The organism is Desulfobacula sp., from assembly GCF_030145145.1.
GTDB lineage: Bacteria > Desulfobacterota > Desulfobacteria > Desulfobacterales > Desulfobacteraceae > Desulfobacula.
In genome coordinates this window covers 69,445-94,211 of sequence record NZ_JAQYWD010000012.1, presented here as the reverse complement: position 1 = coordinate 94,211, position 24,767 = coordinate 69,445, and the positions used below count along the sequence as shown (strand labels likewise).

Annotated in this window: 22 protein-coding genes and 1 pseudogene; 15 read left to right on the top strand and 8 right to left on the bottom strand. The window is 44.1% G+C overall.

Annotation, left to right across the window (positions count from 1 at the left end; genetic code table 11):
• Positions 1–215 precede the first annotated feature (215 nt).
• From Q1Q15_RS08750 to Q1Q15_RS08725, 6 genes are read left to right on the top strand one after another with little or no spacing between them, the layout of a single operon-like run.
• Positions 216–1,820 (top strand): peptide chain release factor 3, encoded by a 1,605-nt coding sequence (locus Q1Q15_RS08750; RefSeq protein ID WP_300458567.1) that lies wholly within the window; start codon positions 216–218, stop codon positions 1,818–1,820.
• A gap of 28 nt (positions 1,821–1,848) precedes the next feature.
• On the top strand, positions 1,849–2,937 hold the full coding sequence (gene serC / locus Q1Q15_RS08745; RefSeq protein ID WP_300458564.1) for a 3-phosphoserine/phosphohydroxythreonine transaminase: 1,089 nt from the start codon (positions 1,849–1,851) through the stop codon (positions 2,935–2,937).
• A complete protein-coding gene (gene serA, locus Q1Q15_RS08740) occupies positions 2,937–4,517 on the top strand; it encodes a phosphoglycerate dehydrogenase (RefSeq protein WP_300458562.1) in 1,581 nt (526 codons plus the stop codon). The genes serC and serA overlap by 1 nt, the downstream gene beginning before the upstream one ends.
• A gap of 15 nt (positions 4,518–4,532) precedes the next feature.
• Positions 4,533–8,153, top strand: coding sequence for a DUF3683 domain-containing protein (locus Q1Q15_RS08735; protein ID WP_300458561.1), 3,621 nt, complete (start codon positions 4,533–4,535; stop codon positions 8,151–8,153).
• Position 8,154: 1 nt separating this feature from the next.
• Entirely contained in the window at positions 8,155–8,865 is a 711-nt protein-coding gene (locus tag Q1Q15_RS08730; RefSeq protein ID WP_300458560.1) for a 16S rRNA (uracil(1498)-N(3))-methyltransferase, read from the top strand.
• A 46-nt stretch (positions 8,866–8,911) separates the two neighbouring features.
• Positions 8,912–9,079, top strand: coding sequence for a hypothetical protein (locus Q1Q15_RS08725; RefSeq protein WP_300458558.1), 168 nt, complete (start codon positions 8,912–8,914; stop codon positions 9,077–9,079).
• Positions 9,080–9,221: 142 nt separating this feature from the next.
• Here the strand turns inward: Q1Q15_RS08725 and Q1Q15_RS08720 are convergent, their stop codons facing one another.
• From Q1Q15_RS08720 to Q1Q15_RS08710, 3 genes are all read right to left on the bottom strand, one after another.
• Entirely contained in the window at positions 9,222–10,430 is a 1,209-nt protein-coding gene (locus Q1Q15_RS08720; RefSeq protein WP_300458555.1) for an ATP-binding protein, read from the bottom strand.
• Positions 10,431–10,660: 230 nt separating this feature from the next.
• Positions 10,661–10,996: a type II toxin-antitoxin system PemK/MazF family toxin gene (locus Q1Q15_RS08715; protein ID WP_300458553.1), complete on the bottom strand. Its 336-nt coding sequence runs from the start codon at positions 10,994–10,996 to the stop codon at positions 10,661–10,663.
• A complete protein-coding gene (locus tag Q1Q15_RS08710; protein WP_300458551.1) occupies positions 10,977–11,249 on the bottom strand; it encodes an AbrB/MazE/SpoVT family DNA-binding domain-containing protein in 273 nt (90 codons plus the stop codon). Before Q1Q15_RS08710 ends, Q1Q15_RS08715 begins: the two co-directional genes overlap by 20 nt.
• Before the next feature lie 327 nt (positions 11,250–11,576).
• Between Q1Q15_RS08710 and Q1Q15_RS08705 the strand changes: the two genes are divergently transcribed.
• From Q1Q15_RS08705 to Q1Q15_RS08685, 6 genes and pseudogenes are all read left to right on the top strand, one after another.
• Complete coding sequence (locus Q1Q15_RS08705; protein WP_300458549.1) at positions 11,577–13,157, top strand: ATP-binding protein; 1,581 nt, start codon at positions 11,577–11,579, stop codon at positions 13,155–13,157.
• Positions 13,158–13,220: 63 nt separating this feature from the next.
• Positions 13,221–13,571 (top strand): annotated as a pseudogene (locus Q1Q15_RS08700) (transposase); the annotation flags it as partial.
• A gap of 105 nt (positions 13,572–13,676) precedes the next feature.
• Positions 13,677–13,886: a hypothetical protein gene (locus Q1Q15_RS08695; RefSeq protein WP_300458628.1), complete on the top strand. Its 210-nt coding sequence runs from the start codon at positions 13,677–13,679 to the stop codon at positions 13,884–13,886.
• Between the two features lie 53 nt (positions 13,887–13,939).
• Positions 13,940–14,332: an HI0074 family nucleotidyltransferase substrate-binding subunit gene (locus tag Q1Q15_RS08690; protein ID WP_300458548.1), complete on the top strand. Its 393-nt coding sequence runs from the start codon at positions 13,940–13,942 to the stop codon at positions 14,330–14,332.
• Positions 14,332–14,631 carry a nucleotidyltransferase domain-containing protein gene (locus Q1Q15_RS25485; protein ID WP_363320910.1) on the top strand — a complete coding sequence of 100 codons (300 nt, stop codon included), beginning with the start codon at positions 14,332–14,334 and terminating at the stop codon, positions 14,629–14,631. The genes Q1Q15_RS08690 and Q1Q15_RS25485 overlap by 1 nt, the downstream gene beginning before the upstream one ends.
• 164 nt (positions 14,632–14,795) lie before the next feature.
• On the top strand, positions 14,796–14,966 hold the full coding sequence (locus Q1Q15_RS08685; RefSeq protein WP_300458547.1) for a hypothetical protein: 171 nt from the start codon (positions 14,796–14,798) through the stop codon (positions 14,964–14,966).
• 33 nt (positions 14,967–14,999) lie between these two features.
• Here Q1Q15_RS08685 and Q1Q15_RS08680 read toward each other — a convergent pair whose 3' ends face one another.
• Positions 15,000–15,974 (bottom strand): HDOD domain-containing protein, encoded by a 975-nt coding sequence (locus Q1Q15_RS08680; RefSeq protein WP_300458546.1) that lies wholly within the window; start codon positions 15,972–15,974, stop codon positions 15,000–15,002.
• A gap of 134 nt (positions 15,975–16,108) precedes the next feature.
• On the opposite strand from Q1Q15_RS08680, the gene Q1Q15_RS08675 reads away from it, so the two are divergent.
• Together Q1Q15_RS08675 and Q1Q15_RS08670 are read left to right on the top strand one after the other, a co-directional pair.
• Complete coding sequence (locus Q1Q15_RS08675; RefSeq protein WP_363320909.1) at positions 16,109–18,127, top strand: class I adenylate cyclase; 2,019 nt, start codon at positions 16,109–16,111, stop codon at positions 18,125–18,127.
• Between the two features lie 8 nt (positions 18,128–18,135).
• Positions 18,136–19,146, top strand: a complete 1,011-nt coding sequence (locus Q1Q15_RS08670; protein WP_300458544.1) for a tetratricopeptide repeat protein — start codon at positions 18,136–18,138, stop codon at positions 19,144–19,146.
• A 4-nt stretch (positions 19,147–19,150) separates the two neighbouring features.
• Here the strand turns inward: Q1Q15_RS08670 and Q1Q15_RS08665 are convergent, their stop codons facing one another.
• The 4 genes from Q1Q15_RS08665 to Q1Q15_RS08650 all read right to left on the bottom strand — a co-directional run bounded on the left by Q1Q15_RS08665 (position 19,151) and on the right by Q1Q15_RS08650 (position 23,849).
• Positions 19,151–20,659 carry a DUF1302 family protein gene (locus tag Q1Q15_RS08665; RefSeq protein ID WP_300458543.1) on the bottom strand — a complete coding sequence of 503 codons (1,509 nt, stop codon included), beginning with the start codon at positions 20,657–20,659 and terminating at the stop codon, positions 19,151–19,153.
• A gap of 1 nt (position 20,660) precedes the next feature.
• Positions 20,661–21,437: an outer membrane lipoprotein-sorting protein gene (locus Q1Q15_RS08660; protein WP_300458542.1), complete on the bottom strand. Its 777-nt coding sequence runs from the start codon at positions 21,435–21,437 to the stop codon at positions 20,661–20,663.
• 364 nt (positions 21,438–21,801) lie between these two features.
• Positions 21,802–23,610: an ABC-F family ATP-binding cassette domain-containing protein gene (locus tag Q1Q15_RS08655; RefSeq protein ID WP_300458540.1), complete on the bottom strand. Its 1,809-nt coding sequence runs from the start codon at positions 23,608–23,610 to the stop codon at positions 21,802–21,804.
• Positions 23,607–23,849 (bottom strand): hypothetical protein, encoded by a 243-nt coding sequence (locus Q1Q15_RS08650; protein ID WP_300458539.1) that lies wholly within the window; start codon positions 23,847–23,849, stop codon positions 23,607–23,609. Before Q1Q15_RS08650 ends, Q1Q15_RS08655 begins: the two co-directional genes overlap by 4 nt.
• 184 nt (positions 23,850–24,033) lie before the next feature.
• Between Q1Q15_RS08650 and Q1Q15_RS08645 the strand changes: the two genes are divergently transcribed.
• A complete protein-coding gene (locus Q1Q15_RS08645; protein WP_300458537.1) occupies positions 24,034–24,705 on the top strand; it encodes a response regulator transcription factor in 672 nt (223 codons plus the stop codon).
• The last annotated feature ends 62 nt before the right edge of the window (positions 24,706–24,767 follow it).

Here is a 24,767-nt window from a genome sequence, read left to right as displayed (position 1 = left end):
AAAAGCCTGACCCCGTCCACTAAAGCTAAAGACCGAAAGTAGAGTAAATAATGTGTGAGCATGGTTAATTGCGGAAAAAACCAATCACTTCCTCCAACCTAATGATTTGAAATTATTAAAAATTTGTTATGATCGAGTATTTTTTTGTTGATAAATATAAAAAATACTGTTAAATTTCCATGCTTAAAATTTAATTATAAGGCATTCTTTGATTTATGAATTCACAACAAATAGATAGAACCCTTTTAAAGGAAATTACGAAACGCAGAACCTTTGCCATTATCAGCCATCCAGATGCCGGTAAGACAACGTTGACAGAAAAATTATTATTGTTTGGCGGTGCTATCCAGCAGGCCGGGGCCGTGAAGTCCAGAAAAATTGCCCGGGCGGCCACCAGTGATTTTCTGTCCATTGAACAGGAGAGAGGGATCAGTGTGTCGTCTTCTGTGATGAAGTTTGCCTATAAAGGGTATGAGATCAATCTTCTGGATACGCCGGGGCATAAGGATTTTTCTGAAGATACCTACCGGGTACTGACGGCGGTGGACTGTGCGGTCATGATCATTGACAATGCCAAGGGGGTGGAGCCCCAGACCCAGAAATTGATGGAAGTCTGCCGCATGCGCAATACGCCCATTATTACCTTTATTAATAAACTGGACCGGGAAGGCCTTGAGCCCCTGGATATTTTTGAAGACATTGAAGACAAGCTGCAGATTGAGTGTGTTCCGTTGAGCTGGCCCATTGGCATGGGCAAGCGGTTTAAGGGGGTGTATAACCTTGAACGAAAAGAACTGGGCGTTTTTTCACCCGGGTACACGCCCCGGGATGATGACGGGGTGTTGATTGATGATCTGTCGGATACACGACTGGATGAATTGATATCCCCAAGCCAGGCGCAACAGCTCAGGGACGATATTGATTTGATTAACGGTGCATCTGATCCCTTTGACCTTGAGTTGTATTTGAACGGGACCCAGACCCCTGTTTTTTTTGGGTCTGCCATTAATAATTTCGGGGTGAAAGAGATGCTGGATGCCTTTGTAAAAATCGCCCCCCCACCCGGTAAACGGTCCACGGCCACAAGGGATGTGGACCCCCAGGAGCAAGATTTTTCCGGGTTCACCTTTAAAATACAGGCCAATATGGACCCGGAGCACCGGGATCGGATTGCGTTTTTCCGGATCTGCTCGGGGAAATTTACCAAGGGCATGAAGGTCCGGCACCATCGAATCGGCAAAGACATTAAAATTTCCAATGCCACCATTTTCATGGCCCAGGAACGAAACAATATTGAAGAAGCCTATCCCGGTGATATCATCGGGATCCACAATCATGGCACCATTAAAATCGGGGATACGTTTACCACCAAAGAACCCTTGAAGTTTTTAGGGATTCCCAATTTTGCACCCGAGCATTTCCGGCGGGTGATCTTAAAAGATCCGTTAAAGGCAAAGGCGTTGAACAAGGGGTTGATTCAGCTGGCAGAAGAGGGCACCATCCAGGTGTTTCGGCCGTTGCAGGGGAATATGCATATCATTGGTGCCGTGGGCGTGCTGCAGTTTGAGGTGACCATGGCACGGCTGAAAGCCGAATATAATGTGAGCGCGGCGTATGAAACCATTGACTTGTCCGTTGCCCGGTGGGTGAGCTGTGAGGATGAAAAAATTTTAAAAGCATTTAAAAAGAAAAATGAATCCAGACTGACACTGGATTCTGAAGGATGGCTCACTTTTTTGACGACCAGCGAATATCAGCTGGGATTTGCCATGGAAGAGTGGCCCCAGATCGAATTCCATAAAACCAGAGAGCATAATTGAGCAACCGTTTAGACTAAAGGAAAAACAAATGACAGATCAACGAATTTTCAATTTCAATGCCGGTCCTGCTGCGTTACCTTTACAGGTTCTGGAAGACATACAATCCTCTTTTTTAAATTTTAACGGCTCGGGCATGTCCATTACGGAAATCAGTCACCGGTCGTCTTATTTTGATGAGGTGATCAATGATGCCATTGCCCGGGCAAAACGGCTGCTGAAACTGGATGACCGGTTTCATGTGCTGTTCGTACAGGGCGGGGCATCCCTGCAGTTTGCCATGATCCCCATGAATTTTCTGTCCGGTGATGATATCGCAGATTATGTCAATACCGGCACCTGGTCCACCAAAGCCATCAAAGAAGCCCAGATTCAACAAAAGAACCATCGGGTTGTGGCCTCTTCGGAAGACAGGGATTTCTCCTATATTCCAACGGATATCCCGTTTTCTAAGGGCGCCAAATATGTTCACCTGACGTCCAATAATACCATTAAGGGCACCCAGTTTCAGGAGTTTCCCGATACCAACGGCGTGCCCATTGTGTGTGACATGTCATCGGATATTTTTTCCCGCCCCTTGGATATGGACAAATTCGGGATGATTTATGCCGGGGCCCAGAAGAACCTGGGGCCGTCCGGGACCTGCATGGTGATCCTCCGGAAGGACCTGCTGGAAGGGGCCAATGCAGACCTGCCCTCCATGTTGACGTATGACACCTATGCCGCTAAAAATTCCATGTATAACACCCCGCCCTGTTTTGGGATCTATACCATTGATCTGGTGTTGAAATGGATTGAAGAACAGATGGGGGGACTGGCGCAGATGGAAGCTTACAATATCAAAAAAGCCGGGCTGCTGTATGACTTTATCGAGGCCGGTTCCTTTTACCGCACCACGGCCCAGGCGGATTCCAGATCGTTGATGAATGTCACGTTCCGGTTGCCCAGCGAAGACCTGGAAAAACTATTTGTGGCCCAGGCCACGGCGAGCGGACTTGGCGGACTCAAAGGGCATCGGTCTGTGGGCGGATGCCGGGCGTCCATATACAATGCCGCCACCATGGAGAGCATTACCGCGCTAGTTCAATTTATGGAATCTTTTGCAAAGGAGAACAAGTAATGAAAGTATTGATCAGTGATAATATGGGGCAGGCGGGCATTGAGATTTTTGAAAACCAGGACGGCATTGAACTGGATGTGAAAACCGGGCTGACCCCGGATGAGTTAAAGGAGATTATCGGCCAATATGACGGGCTGGCCATCCGGAGTGCCACAAAGGTTACCCAAGAGATCCTTGAAGCGGCGACCAATCTTAAAGTAATTGCCAGGGCCGGGATCGGTCTTGATAATGTGGATATTGACGAGGCCACAAAACACGGTGTGGTGGTAATGAACACCCCGGGTGGCAATACCGTGACCACAGCGGAACATGCCATTGCCATGATGATGGCAATGACCCGGAACATCCCCCGGGGCACCCAGTCCCTGAAAACAGGGAAATGGGACAAAAAACTGCTCCAGGGACGGGAAATCAGCAACAAGGTGTTCGGCGTGATCGGGTTTGGGAATATCGGCTCCATTGCGGCAAGCCTTGCCAAAGGATTGCGCATGAAAGTTATTGTCTTTGATCCCAACATCTCTTCCGAGCACATTGAAAAAGCAGGGTTTGAATATGTCACCCTGGATGAATTGTTCCAGCGATCAGACTATATCACCATCCATGTGCCCAAGATGGATGCCACCATTGATCTGTTGGATGCCGAGGCCTTTGCCAAAATGAAAGACGGTGTCATGGTCATGAATTGTGCCCGGGGCGGGATCATTAATGAGGCTGCCCTGTATGATGCCATTGTTTCCGGCAAGGTGGCCGGGGCTGCCCTGGATGTGTTTTCCACAGAACCTCCCGGAGACAATCCCTTGCTGACCCTTGACCAGGTCATTGCCACTCCCCATCTCGGGGCCTCCACCAAGGAAGCCCAGACCAATGTGGCCGTGGCTGCCGCCAACCAGATTATTGCCTATCTGCTCCACGATACAATTATTAATGCGGTGAATGCCCCTTCGGTGACCGGTGAAGTACTGAAACAGCTGAAACCCTTTCTATATCTATCTGAAAAAATGGGGATCATGCAGGCCCAGATTACCAAGGGCGGGATCAAGTCCATTGACATCGAATATATTGGCAAATTTCCGGATCTGGATATGAAACCCGTTACCATTGCCGGGATTAAAGGCTTGCTCACCCAGTTTGTTCAACATGAGGTCAATTCGGTGAATGCCATTTCCCTGGCCAATGAAATGGGCATTAAAATTTCAGAATCCACATCCAAGGAAGCAGGGAATTTTTTAAATCTTATCCGCATCACAACGGTATCAGAAACAGAGACCAATATCCTTGAAGGGACCATTTTCGGCAAAGATGATGCCAGAATTGTCCGGATTAATAAATTCCGGCTGGAAGTGATTCCCGAGGGACACCTGGCCTTGATCCATAATCTGGACAAACCCGGATCCATCGGTTCAATGGGGGTTACCCTGGGCAAGCACCATATCAATATATCCCGTATGATGGTGGGAAGAGAGGATGACGGGGATAGAAATATTATTTTCCTGACAACGGACACGCCGGTTCCCCCTGAAGTGGTCAAGGAAATTGCAGACCTGGAACTTGTGGTCAGTATGCAAACCTTTGAATTGTAGCCCGATCGTGTAGAAATGCTGGATCCAACAAGAAAGATACCCTATAACTACACCTCGGCCGACGATGATCAGATTATCACCCATCTTTTTGGATCTAAGCTGTGCACTGTCATTCGGGCCCTTGATCGCAAACAGGAGAGTGGCAGATCCTCCAGACTCCTTCACCGGGTTATGGGGGATCTGTTTGTTATCCAGAGAAATCCGTTTCTTTTCCAGGAACTGGTGGAACGTCCAACGCTCAAAAAGCGATTGTTCAATGAACTGGAAACCGATCTGGCCGTCATTGAACAGACTGCCAGACAAGCCGACGTTCTAGTGGTGCTTGATCGCTGTAAGTTTGAAATGAATCGGCTGTTAACGAAGATCAACACCATCGGGTCTGATCAGAAGATGCTCTTAAAACAGCTGTCCCCCATCATTGGCAACGATAATATTTATGTTGATCCGTTTACGCTGACGGCCCATGCCACGGATGCCACGGACTGGCGACGGTTCACGCCGGTTGCGGTGCTGCGTCCGGACAAAGAATCCCAGGTGCCACGGCTTGTCAAAATCATTGAACAATTGGGCTTTCATATCATCCCCCGGGGGGCCGGCACCGGCCTCACCGGCGGGGCAACGCCGCTGACCCCTTCCTGTGTCATGATCAATACGGAAAAGTTGAATCACATCTCCGACATTGAGCATGAAAGGATAAAAGACAACACTCCCTATGCTGCCATCACACTGGGGGCCGGGGTGATCACCCAGGATGCCATTGACGTGGCCAACAAGAACGGGTTTATCTTTGCCACAGATCCCACCAGCGCCTGGGCCTGCACCATTGGGGGGAATTTGTCGGAAAATGCCGGTGGGAAAAAAGCGGTATTGTTTGGTACGGCCATTGATAATGTGCTGTCCTATAACATCACCATGCCCGATGGGATCGCCTACACGGTTAAGCGGCGCGACCATCCGTTACGGAAAACCCTACCCCGGGATCGGGTTGTATTTGATATTTATTCTCCTGATGGACAATTGGTTCAGACCATTGGCTTGCGGGCAGATCAACTGCGCAAAAAAGGGCTGGGCAAAGATGTGACCAATAAGACCTTGAACGGGCTTTTGGGACTTCAAAAAGAGGGATGTGACGGGATTATCACTTCTGCCAGGTTTATCCTCTATCCTGAATTTCAATTTAAACAGACCTGCTGCATTGAGTTTTTTGGCAACGATATGAGCCAGGCAGGACAAGTCATTGCCGATATTTCCCGGGCATTCTCCAACCAGGACCCGGCATTGATGGCCTTGGAGCATTTTGATGAAGAATACGTCAAGGCCATCCAGTACAAGACCAAAACATCCGTGGGCACCCGGCTGATTGCCGTGCTGCTGGTGGATATGGTGTCCAATGACAAGGAACGCTTGCAGGCCGGGGCTAAAACCCTTGAAGCGATTCTCGACCCCTATGACAAGACCGGGTTGACCATGGCCAGGGACGAGACCCAGGCCCAGCGGTTCTGGCAGGACAGGAAGCGCCTGGGGGCCATCGCAGCCCATACCAACGCATTTAAATTGAATGAAGACATTGTCTTGCCCATTGATGCATTGGCTGAGTTTGCACGGTTCGTGGACCAGTATAATCTTCAAGAGAAAAAATTCAACCAGACCCAGGTGATCCTGAACATTGTTGCCTACCTGGATACGGCCGTGCCCCTGGCAGATCCCGAACTGCTGCAGAAACGGGTAGGGCAGGCCAAGGACCTGGCCTACCGTACCCGGAAAAAACTGGAGATAGCGTCCCGGGATGCGTTGGAGGCCGGGATTCATACGAAAAATTTCTACACGGAGGTCATTGCCAGTTTACGCGGCTATACCCTGGTCATTGACATTGTGACCCGGATTTATGAACAGACAAAGGCAAGGCTGATTGTCATTGCCACCCATATGCATGCCGGTGATGGAAACGTCCATGTCAATATACCGGTGCTGTCCAATGACCGCCAGATGATGGAACGGGCCCATCAAACGGCCGACCACATCATGGAAAAGGCGGTTCGATTGAACGGGGTGGTTTCCGGCGAACACGGCATCGGCATCACAAAGGTTAAATATCTGGACCAGGCGAGCATCGATCGGTTTACCAACTACCGGAAAAGCATTGATCCCAACGGACTCATGAATCCTGGCAAGCTGCTTGATCCGGACATTATTCAAAAAGTGTTTACCCCCTCTTTTAACCTGCTGGAACTTGAGGCCAGGATTTTAAACCACGGGTCGTTGTCAGACCTGGCCATGGAGATTGCCCATTGTGTCCGGTGCGGCAGGTGCAAACCCAAATGTCCGGTGTTTTACCCGGCTAAAAATATGTTTTTCCACCCGAGAAATAAAAATCTGTCCCTGGGATCGTTGATTGAGGCCTTGCTGTACATTACCCAGAGAACCCAGTCCACCGGGTTTGAGATATTAAAAAAGATTGAACAGATCGCGGATCATTGTACCATCTGCCACAAGTGTTTTAAGGAATGCCCGGTCAATATCGATTCCGGCCGCATTGCCATCAAAGAACGGGAGATACTTGAAAACAGGGGATTTAAGCATACGGCCCTGGGCACCCGATTTACCCTGGGCTTTCTTTCCTGTAAAAACAACCATCTCAATCCGGTATTGAGGACCGCTTTTCTGGGGATGGGGGGCCGTGTCCAGCGCACGGTAACAAAGGGGGTATCACCGTTGAAAAGACACACGGGTCTGGGTCAAAAACGATGGTTTCAACTGCTCCAATCCCCTGTGGCGAAACCGGATGCAAAACCGTTGCGGGCTGTTTTACCGGATACCGGTAATCATCAAGCCGTTGTTCTGGAACCGGAAGGACCGGCGCATGCCACTGTCGTTTATTTTCCCGGATGCGGCAGTGAACGGGTGTTTTCAAAGATCTCCATGGCATCCATTTTTCTGTTGCTGGAAAATCAGACCCGGGTGATTTTACCCCCGTCTAACCTGTGCTGCGGGTATCCCTTTCTTGTCAATGGCAAACGGTCCGACCATGACCGGATGACCCTGGAAAATATCATTGTTCTGAGCCAGATACGGGACATGTTCCAGGATTTGACCATTGATGCCTGTATTGTCAGTTGCGGCACCTGTATGGAAGCCCTCAATGATATGGATGCAGCCGGCATATTTGAGTGTGCGGTTCAAGATATTTCAGACTATGTGCTCAAACGGGATGATTCCCTGGTGTTTCATGAAGATTACCTGTACCATGAGCCGTGTCATGATTCTTTAAAGGACACGGCCATGGACGTATTAAAGCGGCATTGCAGGGACAATATCATTCAACAGGTTCCCTACTGCTGCTCAGAGGCGGGTACCCTGGCACTTTCCCGGCCGGATATTACCAATGGCATGCTGGAACGAAAGAAAAATGCCCTGGAAAAAGAAATTCTGAAAAAGCAAACCGATCAACAAGAAAATGGGCCATCAACGTTTCATAAAATATTAACCAATTGTCCGTCCTGCCTCCAGGGACTGGGTCGACATCAACGAATAACTCCCGTCCATCTGGCCCAGGAACTGGCGTTCCTTAAAGGCGGGGAAAACTGGGAAAAAAAATTCAATACCCTAGTTCGGAACAATGAGGTGGTCACGTTTTAATATGAACCTGGTGCTTTTGGAAACAAAGGATTTTATCGACCCGGACCGTGTGGTTATCACGGGCAGGCGGTTTGAGCATTTGATGTCCGTCAACAAGATCAAGGATCGTGATCAGTTGGTGTGCGGCCTTTTAAATGATCGAATCGGTACGGGGCGGATTACCCGGATATCAGATGATTCCCTTGAAATGACTGTTCGTCTGGATACGGATCCGCCAAAGCCCTTGCCGTTAATCCTTGTTTTGGCCCTTCCCAGACCGAAAATGCTCAAACGGATCATTGAGAGTGTCACCAGCCTGGGGGTGAAGCAGATTTATCTGATCAATTCATGGCGAGTGGAAAAAAGTTTCTGGCAAAGCCCCTGGCTGAATGCGGATCATCTGAGAGATCAGATGGTCCTGGGTCTGGAACAAAGCCGGGATACAATATTGCCCCAAATTTACCAACGGCGGTTTTTTACCCGGTTTGTCACCGAAGAACTGCCAATGATGTCAACGGACCGGTTGTGTATCACCGCCCATCCGAAAACGTCAACCCTTTGTCCTTCAAGTGTAGACAGGGAGACAATCCTTGTGATCGGACCCGAAGGGGGGTTTATTGATATTGAAGTGGACACATTGGAAAAACAGGGGTTTTTATCCTGTCACATCGGACCCAGAATCCTGCGGGTTGAAACCGCAGTGACTTATTTGATTTCAAGGCTGTGTGCTTAAAAATGACCATTAAATGAAGACCAAAAGAATCCTAAAGGAACACAAAATGAACGCTAAAAAGAAAATCGATAAAGAACGACAGATGTCCTATGACAGTTTACCGCCCAGTATTAAAGAAAGCCTGACCGAAGAAGAAAAAGACCTTTTTTTGCATGCCGAACAATGGCCGGATTCGCTGTTTGAAAAACTGGAAGAATTTATTATCAAAGAATAATTTTATTCCGGGGACACCTCTTTTATTCCGGGGACACCTTACCTAATTATTAAGGGATTTATTAGCCTGTAACAGATATATGGAATTATATCTGTTTGGTTTGAGGGAAACCGGCCGGGAAGGGTATTTGGAGATTTGAAGTTTATGTTCTGTCTTGGGATAGAAATTGTCTTATGTGTAAATGTTTAATACCCTTGTATCCTTGCCCCATCATTTCATCCATTGATACAACAATCTTTGGATGATTATCCCTGATCATGGATAAATTGCCAAATTCCCTTGCATGAACTTTTTGATCTGTTATGCGATATACAACCTGGACGTAGAGCTTTTCATCTCCTCTGGTGCAGACAAAATCAATTTCCTTGTCTTTAAGTTTGCCGGTGTGAACTGAATATCCTGATATTTTGAGATGAAGGAAGACTAAATTCTCAAGGATTTTATTAATATCGTTCTGGTGATATCCTCTTACGGCATGTCGAAGCCCTATATCTTCAAAATAGTATTTTTCTCCGATTTCAAATATTTTTTTCCCTTGAATATCAGCTCTTTGAACTTTAAAAATGAAAAAAGCATTTGAAAGATATGAAAGATAATTCAACACAACATTGGGAGAAATATTGATTTTTTGTGATTTTAAAAAATCACTGATTTTCTTTGCTGAAACCAAGCTTCCAGTGTTATCTGCAAGATACTCAACCAATCGTTCAAGGAAAGCAGTATTGCGTACACTATGCCTGGCTATAATGTCTTTATACAAAATTGTTTTATAAATATTGTTTAAATAGTCATAAATTATATGATCTTCAAGTTTGAGATGTATAAGAAAGGGAAGTCCACCATATTTAATGTATTTTAACAGAGCATTATGACTGTCTTCAAGTTTGTGAAAAATTAAAAATTCATCGTAAGACAAGCAGAATATTTCAAATTCCAAATATCTTCCGGCAAGGTGTGTCGCTATTTCGCTGGAAAGAAGATTTGCATTACTTCCTGTACAATATATATCATATCCACCTTCAGCCAGAAGGCTGCGAACTGCTCGTTCAAAGTTCTGAATTTCCTGGATTTCATCTATGAAAACATAGTTGTTACGTTTTTTATCCGTTTTTTTATGGATATAATCAAGTAACTCGACAGCATTCTTAATGAATTCAAAATCATGCATCTCTTTATTTATATAAATAATATGGTGACGTTCATCAATATTTTTGATGTGATCAATGAGTTGGAAAAGCATATAACTTTTTCCGACCCGCCTTTGACCCACCAGTATTTTAATGATGTCCTTATTTATAAATGGCGCTATTTTATTGATGTAGCCTTCTCGTTTTATGTAATCTCTTATCACAGATACCCACTTTAGTTTAGGTGTTGCTGCTTGGTATTAGAAATAAAATAGTTTTAAGTATAAATAAAACTATTGATTATAAATGTCAAATATTTAATCATATAATTTGGGAAACACCTTACCCAATTATTGACGACAGCTATAATCTTTTAATTTTAATTCGGTTCAATTCCAATTCGGGAAACATCTTACTTAATTGTGACGGTGTTGGATAGCCCTTGAAGAAAAGTTTATTCTCCATACATATCCGTTATAAGCTTTCTTAATTGAGCGGCGGTGGTGTTTGACAGGGTGTCGAGTTTCTTTTTCAATCTCTGTTTGCTAATGGTGCGTATTTGATCCACTGCGATTTCAGCCTTTTTATTTGCACAGGTGATCTGGAGACGGGTTCTCCATTGTGGGTGAAGTTTTGAGGTTAAAGGGCATACAACAACCGTTTCTAAATGTGTGTTCATTTCATCCTGGCTGATGATGACAACAGGACGCGGTTTTTTAATTTCGCTTCCTATTGTGGGATTGAGGTCAGCAAAATATATTGCATACCTTTTAATATTCAAAGTCTTCATCTTCTAGTCCGTCAAGAAGTACGTTGTCAAAATTGCCCCACTCTTCTTTCTCATTGGCCATTGCTTTATAGGTATCTTCCCAGGAAAGTTTATTATCGTCTTTCTTCCTAAGCAGCAGTCCTTTGTCTGTTTCTTCAAGCAAAAGAGAGTTGTGAAAACCATATTTTTGAAGGAGTGTTTTGGGGATGCGAACTCCCTTGGAATTTCCAATAGGGATAAGTTTAATATCCCTTGTACGGATTTGTTTTTCCATGATTAATTTTCCTAAAATTAGTGTTAATTGAAGATGTAACTATTGTAATTACATCTATGGGTAAAGTCAATTATTGTTTTCATTTCAATTCGGGGGACCGTACTCAATTATCGACGACAGCTATAGGATTTGATTCCTTTTTAATGTGGGACGAAAAGCAAGGGCAAGTAGCGCCGGGAATTCCCCATCATGTAAACCAGACGTTCTAAAATTCAAAACCGTATGGGGCTGAGAATTGCTGCTATCCATCAATAAAACTTGCATAAAAACTCAATTTTTCATAAGTTTGATATATTAAGTCAACCGTTTAGTTGTTTGGATATACTCATGCGTTTTTTTAATACGGCCGGGCCTTGTAAAAGCAAAAAGCATTATACGATTCCTCCGCTTGAGCGGTTTGATCTTGATGATATTTTAATGCTCATTGACCAGGAAAAGTATTTTGTCCTTCATGCACCCCGGCAGACAGGAAAAACAACCTGTATGCTTGCCTTGATGGAGCACCTTAACCAAGCGGGTAAATATCATGCGCTATATATGAATGTGGAAGCTGCCCAGGCAGTAAGGGAAGATGTTGTAGCTGGAATTCATACAATCGTAGCAGATCTAAGTTCCAGAGCTATAAATATTTTAAATGATGATTTCATAGACAAAATACGACCTCGGGTGTTTGAAACGAATAATGCGTTTTCAGCATTAAATGAAATTTTAAGTTTATGGGCAGCAAACAGCTCCAGGCCAGTCGTTTTGATAATCGATGAGATTGATTCCCTTGTGGGGGATACGTTGATTTCGGTTTTAAGGCAGATAAGATCAGGGTATGACAAGCGGCCGGCAAATTTTCCCCAATCCATTATTCTCTGCGGTGTCAGGGATGTCAGGGATTACAGGATCCATTCAGACAAAGATAAATCAGTGATAACAGGGGGCAGTGCATTTAATATAAAGGCTGAGTCATTAAGACTTGGAGATTTTACTAAGAATGAGGTTGAATCTCTTTTGACTCAGCATACAAACGAGACCGGGCAGACGTTTACCAGAGCTGCAGTGGACCGTATCTGGGCGTATACTTTGGGGCAGCCCTGGCTTGTATCTGCCTTAGCCTATGAGGTCTGTTTTAAATTAAAAGAGGGTAGGGACCGGTCAACCCCTATCGCTGAGGATATGATAACCCAGGCAAAGGAGTCGCTTATTCTCAGGAGGGAAACCCATCTTGACCAGCTTGCAGACAAACTGAAAGAGGAGCGGGTGCGAAGTGTTGTGGAACCGGTTCTCATGGGTATGCCCGGGGCATCAAATATCTCAGTTGATGATCTGGACTATGTGTATGATCTGGGTCTTATCCGGCGGAAACCCCATGTGGCAATCAGTAATCCAATATATACTGAGATTATACCTCGTATGCTGGTGGCGACAACCCAGGAAATGATGAGTTTTGAAACTCTCTGGTATGTAAAAGCGGATGGCAGCCTTGATACGAATAAGCTTTTGATTGAGTTTCAGGAATTTTTCAGGGAGCATTCCGAGCACTGGATTGAACGGTTCAGCTATAAAGAGGCCGGTCCTCAGCTTTTGCTCCAGGCTTTTCTTCAAAGGATAGTAAATTCCGGGGGAAGAATTGAGCGTGAATATGGCCTTGGCAGGATGCGTACCGATCTGCTTGTGATCTGGAACAAAGGGAATCGTGATATTCAAAAAACCATCATAGAACTTAAGATTTTATATAAAAGCCTTGAAAAGACCATTGAGCAGGGTCTTGCGCAGACAGCCAGGTATATGGAAAGGTGTGGCAGTTCGGACGGTCATCTTGTAATATTCAATAGGGGTGATGATATTTCCTGGGATGAAAAAATTTTTTCGGAAAAAAGAAATTACAAAGGCCGGGATATTATGGTCTGGGGCATGTGATTTTATTCGGGGACACCTTATTTAATTATTGACAAAAGCCAGAATATCTGATTCATTCTCAGTATGGCCCGAATCGCAAGAGCAGTCGCGCCGGGAATTCCCCATCATGTAACGCAGCGGGGAAACAGGCGCCAGCAGACATTTTTCAACGATGAAGACTACCAATCCTATTTGGAGTTGATGTCAGAATGGTGCATGAAACATCAAGTTGAAATCTGGTGTTATTGCCTTATGCCAAATCACATTCATCTAATTGCTGTGCCTGAAACAAAGGATGGATTGAACCTTGCGATAGGTGAAGCCCACAGACGCTATACAAGACGAATCAATTTCCGGGAAGGATGGCGTGGTCATTTATGGCAGGGGAGATTTTCATCCTTTATCATGGACGAAAAGTATTTGTTCTCATGTGCAAAATATATAGAATTAAATCCAGTCCGGGCTGGTTTGGTTAAAAGACCTGAGGAGTGGTGTTGGAGCAGTGCTGGTCCGCATCTGAACGGCAAGGATAATATCCTTGTGAAAACAAAACCATTGCTGGAACTGGTAAATAAACCCTGGGAAAATTTTTTAGATCTTGATGTCCATGCGTCTGAAATAGAAGTGTTTAGGAAACATGAACGAACCGGGCGGCCATTAGGAGTCGATTCTTTTATTGATAGAATTGAGCTCCTCTTGGATCGAAAACTCAAACCTGAAAAACCCGGGCCTAAAAAGAAAGATAAGTAAAGTGTCCCCCTAATAAAAGTGTCCCCCTAATAAACCAAAGGAGTCCATCAAATATGGAAGATATTCGTTGGAAGCAGCGGTTTAAGAATTTTAAAAAAGCCTATCAGCAATTTTCGGATGCTGTCTTAGTTGTTGACAAACTCTCTGTCCTGGAAAAAGAAGGAATGGTTCAGAGATTTGAATATACGTTTGAGTTAGCCTGGAAAACACTCAAGGATTTTCTTGAAGCTAAAAATGTGGATGTAAAATATCCAAGGGAGGTTATTAAGAAAGCCTTTGAATACGAAATAATTGAGGATGGAGAAACCTGGCTTGAAATGCTGGAACAAAGAAATTTGATGGCACATACCTATAGTGATGAAATTTTTACCAAAGCGGTTCAAATGATTTGTGGAAAATATTATCAGGCCATTGAACAGGTCTACGCGTTTTTATTAAAAGAATAATGTTTGGCATAGAAAAACATATCATTAAAATGATCCTGTCGGAAATGTCAAATCACAGCGAAGTGTGTGATATCATCATTTTTGGATCCCGGGCAAAAGGAAATTTTAAAAAAGGATCTGATATAGATCTTGCGATAAAAGGAAAGAATATTTCCTTTGAGTTGGTTGCCGGATTAAAAACCAGTTTTAACCAAAAATTGTTAATCCCTTATCATGTTGATATTGTTCATTATGAATCGATTTCAAATAAAGATTTGATCGATCATATTGATCGGATTGGAATTAGCTTACTCCGCTAATCTGTAATCTGCTTTTAATCTGGGGACACTTTACATAATTATTGACAAAAGCCAGAATATCTGATTCATTCTCAGTATGGCCCGAATCGCAAGAGCAGTCGCGCCGGGAATTCCCCATCATGTAACGCAGCGGGGAAACAGGCGCCAGCAGATATTTTTCAGCGATGAAGACTACCAATCCTATTGATGTTCATACCTCTGAAATAGAAGTGTTCAGGAAACATGAACGAACCGGGCGGCCATTAGGAGTCGATTCTTTTATTGATAGAATTGAGCTCCTCTTGGATCGAAAACTCAAACCTGAAAAACCCGGGCCTAAAAAGAAAGATAAGTAAAGTGTCCCCGAATATTAAAAGTGTCCCCGAATATTAAAAAAAGATAAGTAAAGTGTCCCCGTATTTTAAGAGGTCGAGGGATTTTGATGGTGGGATGTTAAGAAAATTTTTGTAATTTTCCGTGATCTCCTCTATTTTTTTTCGGGCATGGTCCCCTCCCAGGGACAAATCAATATAGCACAGCTCATTTGAAAACGAACAAATAATCCGCTGGCGTTCCTCAATGGTCAGTCTGTCGCTGACACCCTTAAAATCTGTGATTGGTTTCATGGCATTCAGGATAGCTGCGGGCAGGTTCCATTTTGATACGACAAATCGTCCCAGGGCGCTGTAGGACTGGCCAATGATGGATTTGGATGCCTGTTCCCTGGACAGGTTGTTTTCCTCTGCGCACAATTCGATACGGATATAGACCTCCGGTGAAAATAAGGCCACCAGATATTCACCAAAATCATACAGCATGGTACTGATTTGAATGGTTTCGGCATCTTTGATACCGTTGTCCAAGGCAATTTGACGGGCAATGATGCTTCGTTGCAGGGCTTTGTGTGTTTTGGCCTTTAAGGTCTTAATGTTTGCCATCTCCTGTAAGAGGGCATAAATTTTAAGCGTGGTTGCTGCCAGTTTTATTTCTTCTGTGCCCAGGATGATCATGGCTTCTGAAATTGTTGCCATTGTTTTGTGTGGGACCTGATCATAAAATGAAGAATTGACAAGTTTCAACAACTGGGTTGTCAGGGCCCCATCCATTGAAATAACATCGGCTATGTCCCGGGTAGAAGCGTACTTCATTTTCAAAATATTATTCACATCTTTGATCTGGGCTGAAAAGGATAAAAAAGACTCGTTTTCAAGCATTTTTTCTGAAATGCTTTTAACAAAGGCTTTGTAATCTATTTTGTCTTTGTTCAAATTGAAATGACTTTGAAAAAAAGAGGGGGTTCCAGCTTTGGATAAATCGATCAAATCCAGATCAATACCGGCATGGGGGGCTGTATCATCGGTCATTATCTCTCCACAATAAAAACAAAACTTGAAAAACCCTTGTATTCGACACTATAATAACGCAACTTTCGGAGTCGTCCATTAAAGCTAAAGACCAAAAGTTGAGAAAATAATAGCCTTTTTTTTTGCTCTTTTCAATGGGTTTGTATTACCACAAAGGTATGGGTATCGATACGGCAAAAAACATATTGATTGATTTGAAAACGCAGGTTGAGAACAACCGATCTGCCTTCTCCAATTATAACATGGTCCGGATGAGGGAGGCTGTTCGCCATTTGACCGGAAAGAAATTAGAACTTTTTATAAAAATACCGTTTCTGTTGCACATCAATTCATCGGGATACCCCGGTTTTACCGGCACTGGGGTTTGTGCCCATGGAATCTGGAACTTCGAAAAAACAGGGTTTTATAAAGAGGGGATGAAAAACAACCTTTTTCCCAAAACGGTGATTGACGATAATCACATCGATACCCCGGCCATTCTTGGATTCTATCATATTGGCAGCATCGGCACCTTTACCCAGTCCCGGGGGTCGGATTTTGATTACTGGGTGATCATCGATAAAAAGAAATTTTCCAAAGACCGCTATGGTCGCTTTGAAAAAAAACTGGATAGCCTGTCAAGATACTGCAGGGAAGCCTATGATCAGGAAGTCACCTTTTTTATAATGGATCAAAGGGACATTAAACATAATTGTTATGCCCCGTTTAAGGGTGAGGAGACGTTTACTGCACCAAAGATATTTTTAAAGGAAGAATTTTACAGAACATTTTTAATGATTGCCGGTAAAATCCCTGTCTGGTCTGTTTTACCGACATTGGCGGAACTGTCAACCCATGCCGCATTAAATGCAGACGGCATTACCGCACAGATCTTATCCATGTACGATGATTTGATCGATCTGGGACAGATAAGCGCCATCCCCGTTGAAGAGGTGCTAAAAGGTCTTTTGTGGCATATTTCCAAATCCAGATCCGATCCGATTAAGGCCCTTATCAAAGCCACAATGATTTATTGTTATGGGTTCAGCCGGATATTACCCCCTGTTTTATTGTGTGAAAAGATAAAACAGGGGTATTCAACAGCCGGGATTGATGATTATGGGGTTGATCCCTATAAAGCGCTTTTTGACCAGATTCTCGAATTTCATGCGGTTGAAGACCCCAACGGCATTAACCTGATAAAGAATGCCATTTTTTTAAGATTATGCGGGTATCCCAATGTAAAAATGCCGGATAAAAATACCCCAAAATCGTTGTTGCTGGATCGATATATCCGCACCTGGAATTTGAATAAGCACCAGGTGACAAAGCTGTTATCCCATTCAAACTGGGCTGAGTCGGAAAAATTGCTCTTGGAAAAAACCTGTATTCAGCGGTTGGCCCAAATGGTGAATCACGCCATTAAGAAAACCGGCAATATCCATCATCGGCTGGAAACCGGGCCTGAAAAAAAAAACTGGGTCCTGTTAAAAAATAAAACACGGGAACGGTTGCGAAAAAGTGCCAACAAAATCCCTGAGTGTTCAACCTATTTAAAACGAAGCCCTGTCGCGTGCCTGGATATGATAAAAAAAACAAGGGCATGGGACCTGGACGTTCAGACAAAAGACGGTCAACGTGTCCATGGGCTTTATCAACATCCCCACTTCCTGGGGGTCTTGGGATGGATTTTAGAAAATCAGCTCTACCGAAGACAGACGGCATCTTTGAATTTTCAAGGGGATTCGCCGCTGTTGGCATCCAGTGACCGCCCCCTGGACGCGGATGCATTATATATGGCATTTCAGCCATTAAAGCCGTTGTCAGATAAAGGGTATGAACGGGATGCATCCTGGTCAAAGATGATGATTTTATTGTTCTATACTGCATCGCATATCCATAAGGCGGAGTTCCTGATTTCCAATACCTGGGGCGAGCTGTTCCTTGATCACATCGCGTTTGCCCCAACAGTCAATCGAGACATCTGCTGCCATGAAATGGCGGCCCTCATGGGCAAATACGCAGACACGTCTTTACGGTTTTTCATCTATCAATTTTCCAATACCTATGATCCAAAGATTGTGTATCAACTTAAAAAAGCATATAGTGATCGGGTTTGTTTGGAGACAAATTCCGGGAGCAAAAAGATAAAACCATATTTAGACAGGTTATAGGGTGTTGGATGGAGAAGCAGCAGATTCTGTTAGTTGACGATGACAAAACCACATTATCCCAGTTGGAAACCATTGTCAGTACATTTGGGTTTGATCAGGTGTTGCCGGCCAATGGCGGCGGCAGTGCCTGGGGAATTTTAAAAAACAGGCAGATTGATTGTGTCATTGCCGCCTATGAAATGAAAGAAATGTCCGGTCTTGCATTGCTTAAAATTATCCGCCAGGAAGACAGCTTTGCTGATATTCCCTTTTTTCTGACTGACAAGGCGTTTACAAAAATGAAAGTCATGAAGGCCGGACAGACCGGCGTAACCGGCCTTTTTGTGATACCGTTTGATGAAAAAAAAATGCGCAGCAAGATACAGTCTGCCCTTGAAAATATTGTTTCACCGGTGATCCAGAAGGCCCGGGAAACATTTGATGCCGGACTTCGATTCATACAGGAGAAGGAATATGATAAGGCTATAGAGGTCTTTACCGCACTGATCAGTCAAAAAGAAAATCCAGAATACTATTTTAATATCGGGTACATTAAAACAGCTCAGGGAAAACATCTGGAAGCCATTGAGGCGTTTTCCATGGCCACCCGGCTGGACCGGCTTTTTGCCAAAGCATATGAAGAAATGGGACGGGTATATCGGCTCATGGGGGATTTTGCAAAGGCAGAAGAGGTGATGCACCTGGCCGCTGAAATATATATGGATACGGATAAAATCGGCGCTGCAGAAGGGGTTCTCAATGAACTGCTTGAATCGGGTACAACCTCTTTAAATGTATTTAATACCCTTGGGGTGCTGTATCGAAAAAAAGGAGATTCACAAACCGCATTAAACCAGTACAAAAAGGCCTTAAAGGTCCATCCGGATGAACCCTATATCTATTATAATATTGGACGGCTCTACCTGGATATGAAAGACGCTACAGCGGCAAAACGGTTTTTTCAAAAGGCCATTGAAAAAGATGGGGAATTTGAAGAGGCAAAACAGGTTATAAAGGCCATTGATCTGGGTATTGTATAGTCGTTTAAAATTGGTATGAAATATTAAAAAACAGCAGATCGTTATCTTTAAACCGTCCCAGCCATGTATCCGTGTCTCCTGCGAACAGACCGGCGCCAATACGGCATTCAAGGTTGGTGATGTAGGTGTATTTGAACTGTGGGGAGAGGTACCATTCATTGGTGTTCATGGTCTTTGAAAATTCCAGGCTGGCTTCCAGCCAGTCTGAAATAATATTCCGGCTGATTTCTCCCAGAAAGGTATACGTGTTCCGATCAAAATACAGGATTTCAGGCGTGTAATCGGCAATATGTTTGTGAACAAACTGCAGGTTAAGGTATACATCTCCCCGGGTTGTATAGTCAGATCCGATGATATAAATGACCGTGGGGGTTCTTATGGAGGTCAGTGAGGATGTCAGGAAAGATTCATTTTCCTGCCAGGCCGCTTCCCCCCTTATCCCAAAATCCCCAAGCGTGGTTTCAAATTCAAAACCGGCGATAGTGGTTCTTTTATATTCAACTTCAATACTTTCATTGGTTGGAATGGCACCGCCCAATACTGAGGCCAGGTTTTCCGGTGAAAAACTACCATCTACCCGGATGTTTTTTACGGGAAAGCTTTTAAAATAAGGCGTATCCTCGTTTGTTCTGTGAAAGGTCAGTCCAAGATCTGCAGCGCCGATGGTGGTGGTCAGTCTCAGGCCGAATTCAGCGTCTGTTTCCGGATCTTTTTCATGCACCTGCAGGTCATTAAAGTAGGTTTTCAAGGCCTGGGGAAGGGCAGTACGGTCTATTTCTTTTTTTATATGTCCGAATACCGACCAGTTGGTTTGAAAGTAATCAATTTTTGATTCTTCGAAAATGGGAATAAAAACCCCTTCCAGCGTAAACTTGTCAAAAAAGAAACTAAGGTCCGCCATCCAGACGGGGATTTTCTGGTCTTCATATTCAGGGAGGATAAATTCTCGCATATCCTGGGGATTCAGGGTGTCAACAGGGCTTATCTGGTCTGTTTTTCCCCAGCGGATGATCTGCCGGCCAATGGAAACGCCAAAATGATGATCCGTATATTGCCATTTGGCTTCCCAAAGATCGAGGTCATAATCATCTGTTTTATCCTCACTTCCAAAGAATATATAGTCGGAAATAGCGGATACGGTGAGCATGTTTTTGTATTTACTTTCTAAAATGAGTCTGTTTCTCAGGCTGATGTTATTTTCGACTGCCGTATCCTGTTGGGTTTGAAAGGTGGTTCTCATGTGCAGCGCACCTGACAGGTCAAGATCAGAGGCTTCTGGAGCAGGTTCAGCGGGACTGAAAAGATCATCCGGTATTGTATCATCAAATGATATAGCAGGGGCTTTGTTTGACGAGGGTTCCGTGTTTTCAGAGAGGAGGAAAACCGGTTTTATGGTTGATTCACCAGCAAAAGACGTTGTTGACATCACCAGGGAGATGAGAAGAACGGCAAATAAAAGGACACCACATGATTTTTGGGCAGTAACAATGAAATGAAGCAATAAACGAGACATATTAGTAATTTTCAAGACTTTTTCTATTGATCATATTTTTATCAATGTCACCATTATACCGTATATTATCAATATTTAAATAGGTTTTATGACCCTTTTTATGGTCTTCCATGCTCACGGTTAATTCTGTCCAGAATTCCTGAACCCGATCCAGTTTGAGCACCTTGTATGTTTTGATATGCCTTCCCTTTTGATCAAAATATTCGGCAGATACCGCTACACGGGACTGCTTTTCAACCCGGCTTACAATTAAACTGTACTGGGACTCTGTTCCTTTCTTGGGACGGCTTTCCAAAACATAACAGTCTAAATGATTCACTTGTTCACTTCCGGTAATTTGATAGGTGTAATCGTCCACAGGATGACGTTCCATATCTTCATAGGTGAAGTCACTGTTGACAAACCGGCTGGATTTCTGGGAACTGACAATTCTCCGGGTTCTTTTCAGGCCGGGCAGATACAGGAATTGTTCGGTTTCCCATCCCGGTTTTTCAATGGTTAAAAAGCCTGTGCCGTCTATATCGGCAGGTGTTGTGAACCGGATGATCTGCCGCTCAAGATTTCCCTCCAACAACCGTATCGTTGTAAACTGACGGGTCCGTTTATGCCCATTTTTACTGATAAGCACCATTTGTGCGGATGAAACGGAATTTTTCCCTCTGTCCCGGTCAAAGATTTGTTGGGCCAGCATTTCTCCTGTCATCTCCTGGGCAGTTGCATACGCAGAAGAAAAAACCAATAAACCAATGAACCATACAAGTGATTTAACATTCATCATTGATATCCTGTTCAATTGTTAAGAACTCAACTTTCGGACTTTAGCTTTAATCAACGGGGTCAGGCTTTTTTTATTGGAGGCTGAATCTTTTATCAGGCTCCATGCTTTTTATCACTATTTCATAACCAGACGGTTAAAAAGTGCCATAAGGAAAGCCTGACCCCATGTAAAAATGACCAACTCCGAAAGTTGAGTTAAAAAAGTGTATAAAACTTACCTGTAAATTTTAAAAATCGCAACATAATTTCATGGTTACGGGGTCAGGCTTGCGTTATTGATACTTTGGCACGTTTGGACCCCTGAGCGTTCGGGTTGTGGTCAAAAGTGCAATAACACAAGCCTGACCCCGTTTTGGTCAAGTGTTTCAACTGCCTGCACTTTGCTTTTTTGCTTCCAGCACCTCCCACCGGTCATAAAGGGTCTGCACCTGTTCCTGGGTCTGTTTGAGCAGAGAACAATAGTGGCCCATTCGTTCAGGTTGACGGATAATGTCTGGATCTTGAATTTTCATGGTCAGGCCATCCACCTCCTCTTCTGCTGCCAGGATTTTTTCTTCGATATGGTCTAACTCGTATTTATCATTATAGGAAAACCCCATGGGGGTCGCTTGTTTTTTTTCTTTTGTCTGCTGGACTTTTTTCGGTTTTTCCCTGAGGGTGCTGCGATAGGTCATGATCTGCTGAACGTCTTTGAAAAATTTGGCTTCTGCAACAGGATCAAAATATAAAATCCGGTGGCAGACCGCGTCCATCAGGTAACGGTCATGGGACACGATGATCACGGCGCCGGGAAATTGCCGTATACTGTCTTCAAGGACTTCCAGGGACAAAATATCAAGATCATTGGTGGGCTCATCCAGCAGAAGGATATCACAAGGGGTCAACATGATATTGGCAATGATAATTCTTGCTTTTTCACCGCCGGAAAGGCTTTTTACCGGCATATCCAGTTGGTCCGGCATAAACAGAAACCGTTTTGCCCAGGTAACGATATGGATGGACCGGCCTTTATAATTGACACTGTCGCCACCGCCCGGGTTAAGGGCCTGTTTCAAGGTGGATTGAAGATTTAATGTTGAACGGGTTTGATCAAATACGGCAATTTTTAAATCTTGTGCCCATTCGATCTTGCCCTCGTCCGGCAGGATCTTTTTTTCGAGTATGGATAAAAACGTCGACTTGCCACTGCCGTTTTCTCCAACGATCCCCAGGCAGAAACCAGGGCCGATCTCAAAGGTAATGTTAGAAAACAAGGGTTTCCCATTGATGGTTTTCTTGAGGTTATAGGCGCGTAAAAGGGCTTTGGTCTGTCTGCCGGTGGCATGAAAGTCAATATTTACCGTGGCAGTGGTTTGCGTTCGGCTTTTCAGTGCCATCAGTTCCATTTTGAGTTCCCGGGCCTGCTCAATGCGGTATTTCGCCTTGGTACTTCTGGCTTTTGCCCCTTGTTTGAGCCATTCATCCTCCCGTCTCATTTTGCTGGATAAAGAGGCCTGTTTTTTCTGTTGGGCAGTTAAAAATTTTTGTCTCTCTTGTTCAAATTTTTTATATTTACCGTTTATTTTAAAATATCCGGGCGCGTAATACCTGCCGATTTCCATGATATTTAAACAGGTATTTTCAAGAAAGGTCCGATCATGACTGATCACAATAAATGAAAACCGGGCAGTCGTTAAAATGTCTTCCAGCCATAAAATACCATTGATATCAAGGTGATTGGTCGGCTCGTCCAACAAAAGAATGTCGGGTTTGCCACACAGGGCCCGGGTAATGGCCAGTCTCTTTTTCCATCCGCCGGACAAGTTGTTTGACAATAGGGTTGTATCGGTAAACCCCCCTTTGCCCAATGCGCTTTGCACCCGTTTATGGCGCTCTTTATCATCCAGGGAAATGGCGTTTATACTGTCGTACAAAATTTGTTCCACGGTGAGATCCGGATCAAATTGATCTTCCTGGGGCAGATAGATAAACCGCAAGCCCGATTTGGTCATCACCTCACCCGTGTCCGGCTGGATTTGACCGGCAATGAGCTTTAACAACGTGGATTTGCCCGAGCCATTCATTCCGATCAGTCCAAGCTGTTCATTTAATTTAAAATCAATGGACAATTCCTGAAAAAGGGTGTCATCTCCATAGGTTTTTGAAATATTTTTCAGGCTGAAAATATGACTCATGATGCATCTTTATTGGTTTGATTGTTCATATGCCGATAGACCCGGATCATTTTAATTAAAAAAGTAACCATCAGGGTTAAGCTGATCAATATGACAAAGTTTGCGGCAAAAAATGTCATTATAAAGCTGAAAGGATCCTTTAAAGAATAGGCACCAACGAAAAGATCAATGCCAAAGACCAGAAAAAAAATTGAGACCAGCGTCATGAAAATCTGAAGCAGCCACCACGTATATTTCATAAAACTACATTTTCCTTTTATCCTGTTTCATAAAGCTAAAATCAGGGGCAAGTCTACCGTGTTGGCTTCAAAAAATCAAATCCATTTATAAATCCTTTGATTTGTGTTGCCAATATCTTATAATGCCGGTAGGTTTTAAATGGGTAAGGTCGGTGTATCGGGAGAAAAAAGAACAGGGGGCATTATGAGGGTTCTGGTTGTTGAAGATGATATAAAGATTGCCCAATTTATTCAAAAAGGGCTTAAATCATCGGGGTTTGCTGTTGATCATGCCCCAACGGGAAACCAGGGGCTTGAAAGGGCGCTGCAAGACCCCTATGATGTAATGATTGTGGATATCATGCTGCCGGAAATGGACGGCATTTCCTTAATTAAAAAAATCCGGCAGGAGCGAAAGAATACCCCTGTTATAATATTGAGTGCCAGGGACCGGGTGGATGACCGGGTAAAAGGCCTTCAGGCAGGGGCAGATGATTACCTGACCAAACCGTTTGCGTTTTCAGAACTGCTGGCAAGGATACAGGCCCTTATCCGGCGGGCCGGAAATGTTACGGATCCCGTGATGCTCGCCTATGCGGATTTAAGCATTGATATCCTGAAACGCCAGGTCAAAAGAGATGACCAGCTCATAGAAGTGCAGCCCCTTGAATTTTCACTTCTGGAGTATCTGCTGCGGAACAGGGAACGGGTGGTTTCAAAAACCATGATCATGGAACATGTCTGGAATTATAATTTTGATCCCATGACCAATGTTGTTGAAGCCAGGATTTGCAGGCTGAGAGACAAGATTGATAAAGGATTTGAGCCCAAATTGATTCATACGGTTCGGGGGGCGGGGTATGTGCTGAAAGTTTAATGACTCAACTTTCGGACTTTAGCTTTAATCGACGGGGTCAGGCTTTTTTTATTGTGCTTTTT

Excerpts from the sequence above, each read along its gene's own strand:
- Q1Q15_RS08750 (WP_300458567.1), top strand. The coding sequence starts at position 216 with ATGAATTCACAACAAATAGATAGAACCCTTTTAAAGGAAATTACGAAA.
- serC (WP_300458564.1), top strand. The coding sequence starts at position 1,849 with ATGACAGATCAACGAATTTTCAATTTCAATGCCGGTCCTGCTGCGTTA.
- serA (WP_300458562.1), top strand. The coding sequence starts at position 2,937 with ATGAAAGTATTGATCAGTGATAATATGGGGCAGGCGGGCATTGAGATT.
- Q1Q15_RS08735 (WP_300458561.1), top strand. The coding sequence starts at position 4,533 with ATGCTGGATCCAACAAGAAAGATACCCTATAACTACACCTCGGCCGAC.
- Q1Q15_RS08730 (WP_300458560.1), top strand. The coding sequence starts at position 8,155 with ATGAACCTGGTGCTTTTGGAAACAAAGGATTTTATCGACCCGGACCGT.
- Q1Q15_RS08725 (WP_300458558.1), top strand. The coding sequence starts at position 8,912 with ATGAACGCTAAAAAGAAAATCGATAAAGAACGACAGATGTCCTATGAC.
- Q1Q15_RS08715 (WP_300458553.1), bottom strand. The coding sequence starts at position 10,996 with ATGAAGACTTTGAATATTAAAAGGTATGCAATATATTTTGCTGACCTC.
- Q1Q15_RS08710 (WP_300458551.1), bottom strand. The coding sequence starts at position 11,249 with ATGGAAAAACAAATCCGTACAAGGGATATTAAACTTATCCCTATTGGA.
- Q1Q15_RS08705 (WP_300458549.1), top strand. The coding sequence starts at position 11,577 with ATGCGTTTTTTTAATACGGCCGGGCCTTGTAAAAGCAAAAAGCATTAT.
- Q1Q15_RS08690 (WP_300458548.1), top strand. The coding sequence starts at position 13,940 with ATGGAAGATATTCGTTGGAAGCAGCGGTTTAAGAATTTTAAAAAAGCC.
- Q1Q15_RS25485 (WP_363320910.1), top strand. The coding sequence starts at position 14,332 with ATGTTTGGCATAGAAAAACATATCATTAAAATGATCCTGTCGGAAATG.
- Q1Q15_RS08685 (WP_300458547.1), top strand. The coding sequence starts at position 14,796 with ATGAAGACTACCAATCCTATTGATGTTCATACCTCTGAAATAGAAGTG.
- Q1Q15_RS08680 (WP_300458546.1), bottom strand. The coding sequence starts at position 15,974 with ATGACCGATGATACAGCCCCCCATGCCGGTATTGATCTGGATTTGATC.
- Q1Q15_RS08675 (WP_363320909.1), top strand. The coding sequence starts at position 16,109 with ATGGGTTTGTATTACCACAAAGGTATGGGTATCGATACGGCAAAAAAC.
- Q1Q15_RS08670 (WP_300458544.1), top strand. The coding sequence starts at position 18,136 with ATGGAGAAGCAGCAGATTCTGTTAGTTGACGATGACAAAACCACATTA.
- Q1Q15_RS08665 (WP_300458543.1), bottom strand. The coding sequence starts at position 20,659 with ATGTCTCGTTTATTGCTTCATTTCATTGTTACTGCCCAAAAATCATGT.
- Q1Q15_RS08660 (WP_300458542.1), bottom strand. The coding sequence starts at position 21,437 with ATGATGAATGTTAAATCACTTGTATGGTTCATTGGTTTATTGGTTTTT.
- Q1Q15_RS08655 (WP_300458540.1), bottom strand. The coding sequence starts at position 23,610 with ATGAGTCATATTTTCAGCCTGAAAAATATTTCAAAAACCTATGGAGAT.
- Q1Q15_RS08650 (WP_300458539.1), bottom strand. The coding sequence starts at position 23,849 with ATGAAATATACGTGGTGGCTGCTTCAGATTTTCATGACGCTGGTCTCA.
- Q1Q15_RS08645 (WP_300458537.1), top strand. The coding sequence starts at position 24,034 with ATGAGGGTTCTGGTTGTTGAAGATGATATAAAGATTGCCCAATTTATT.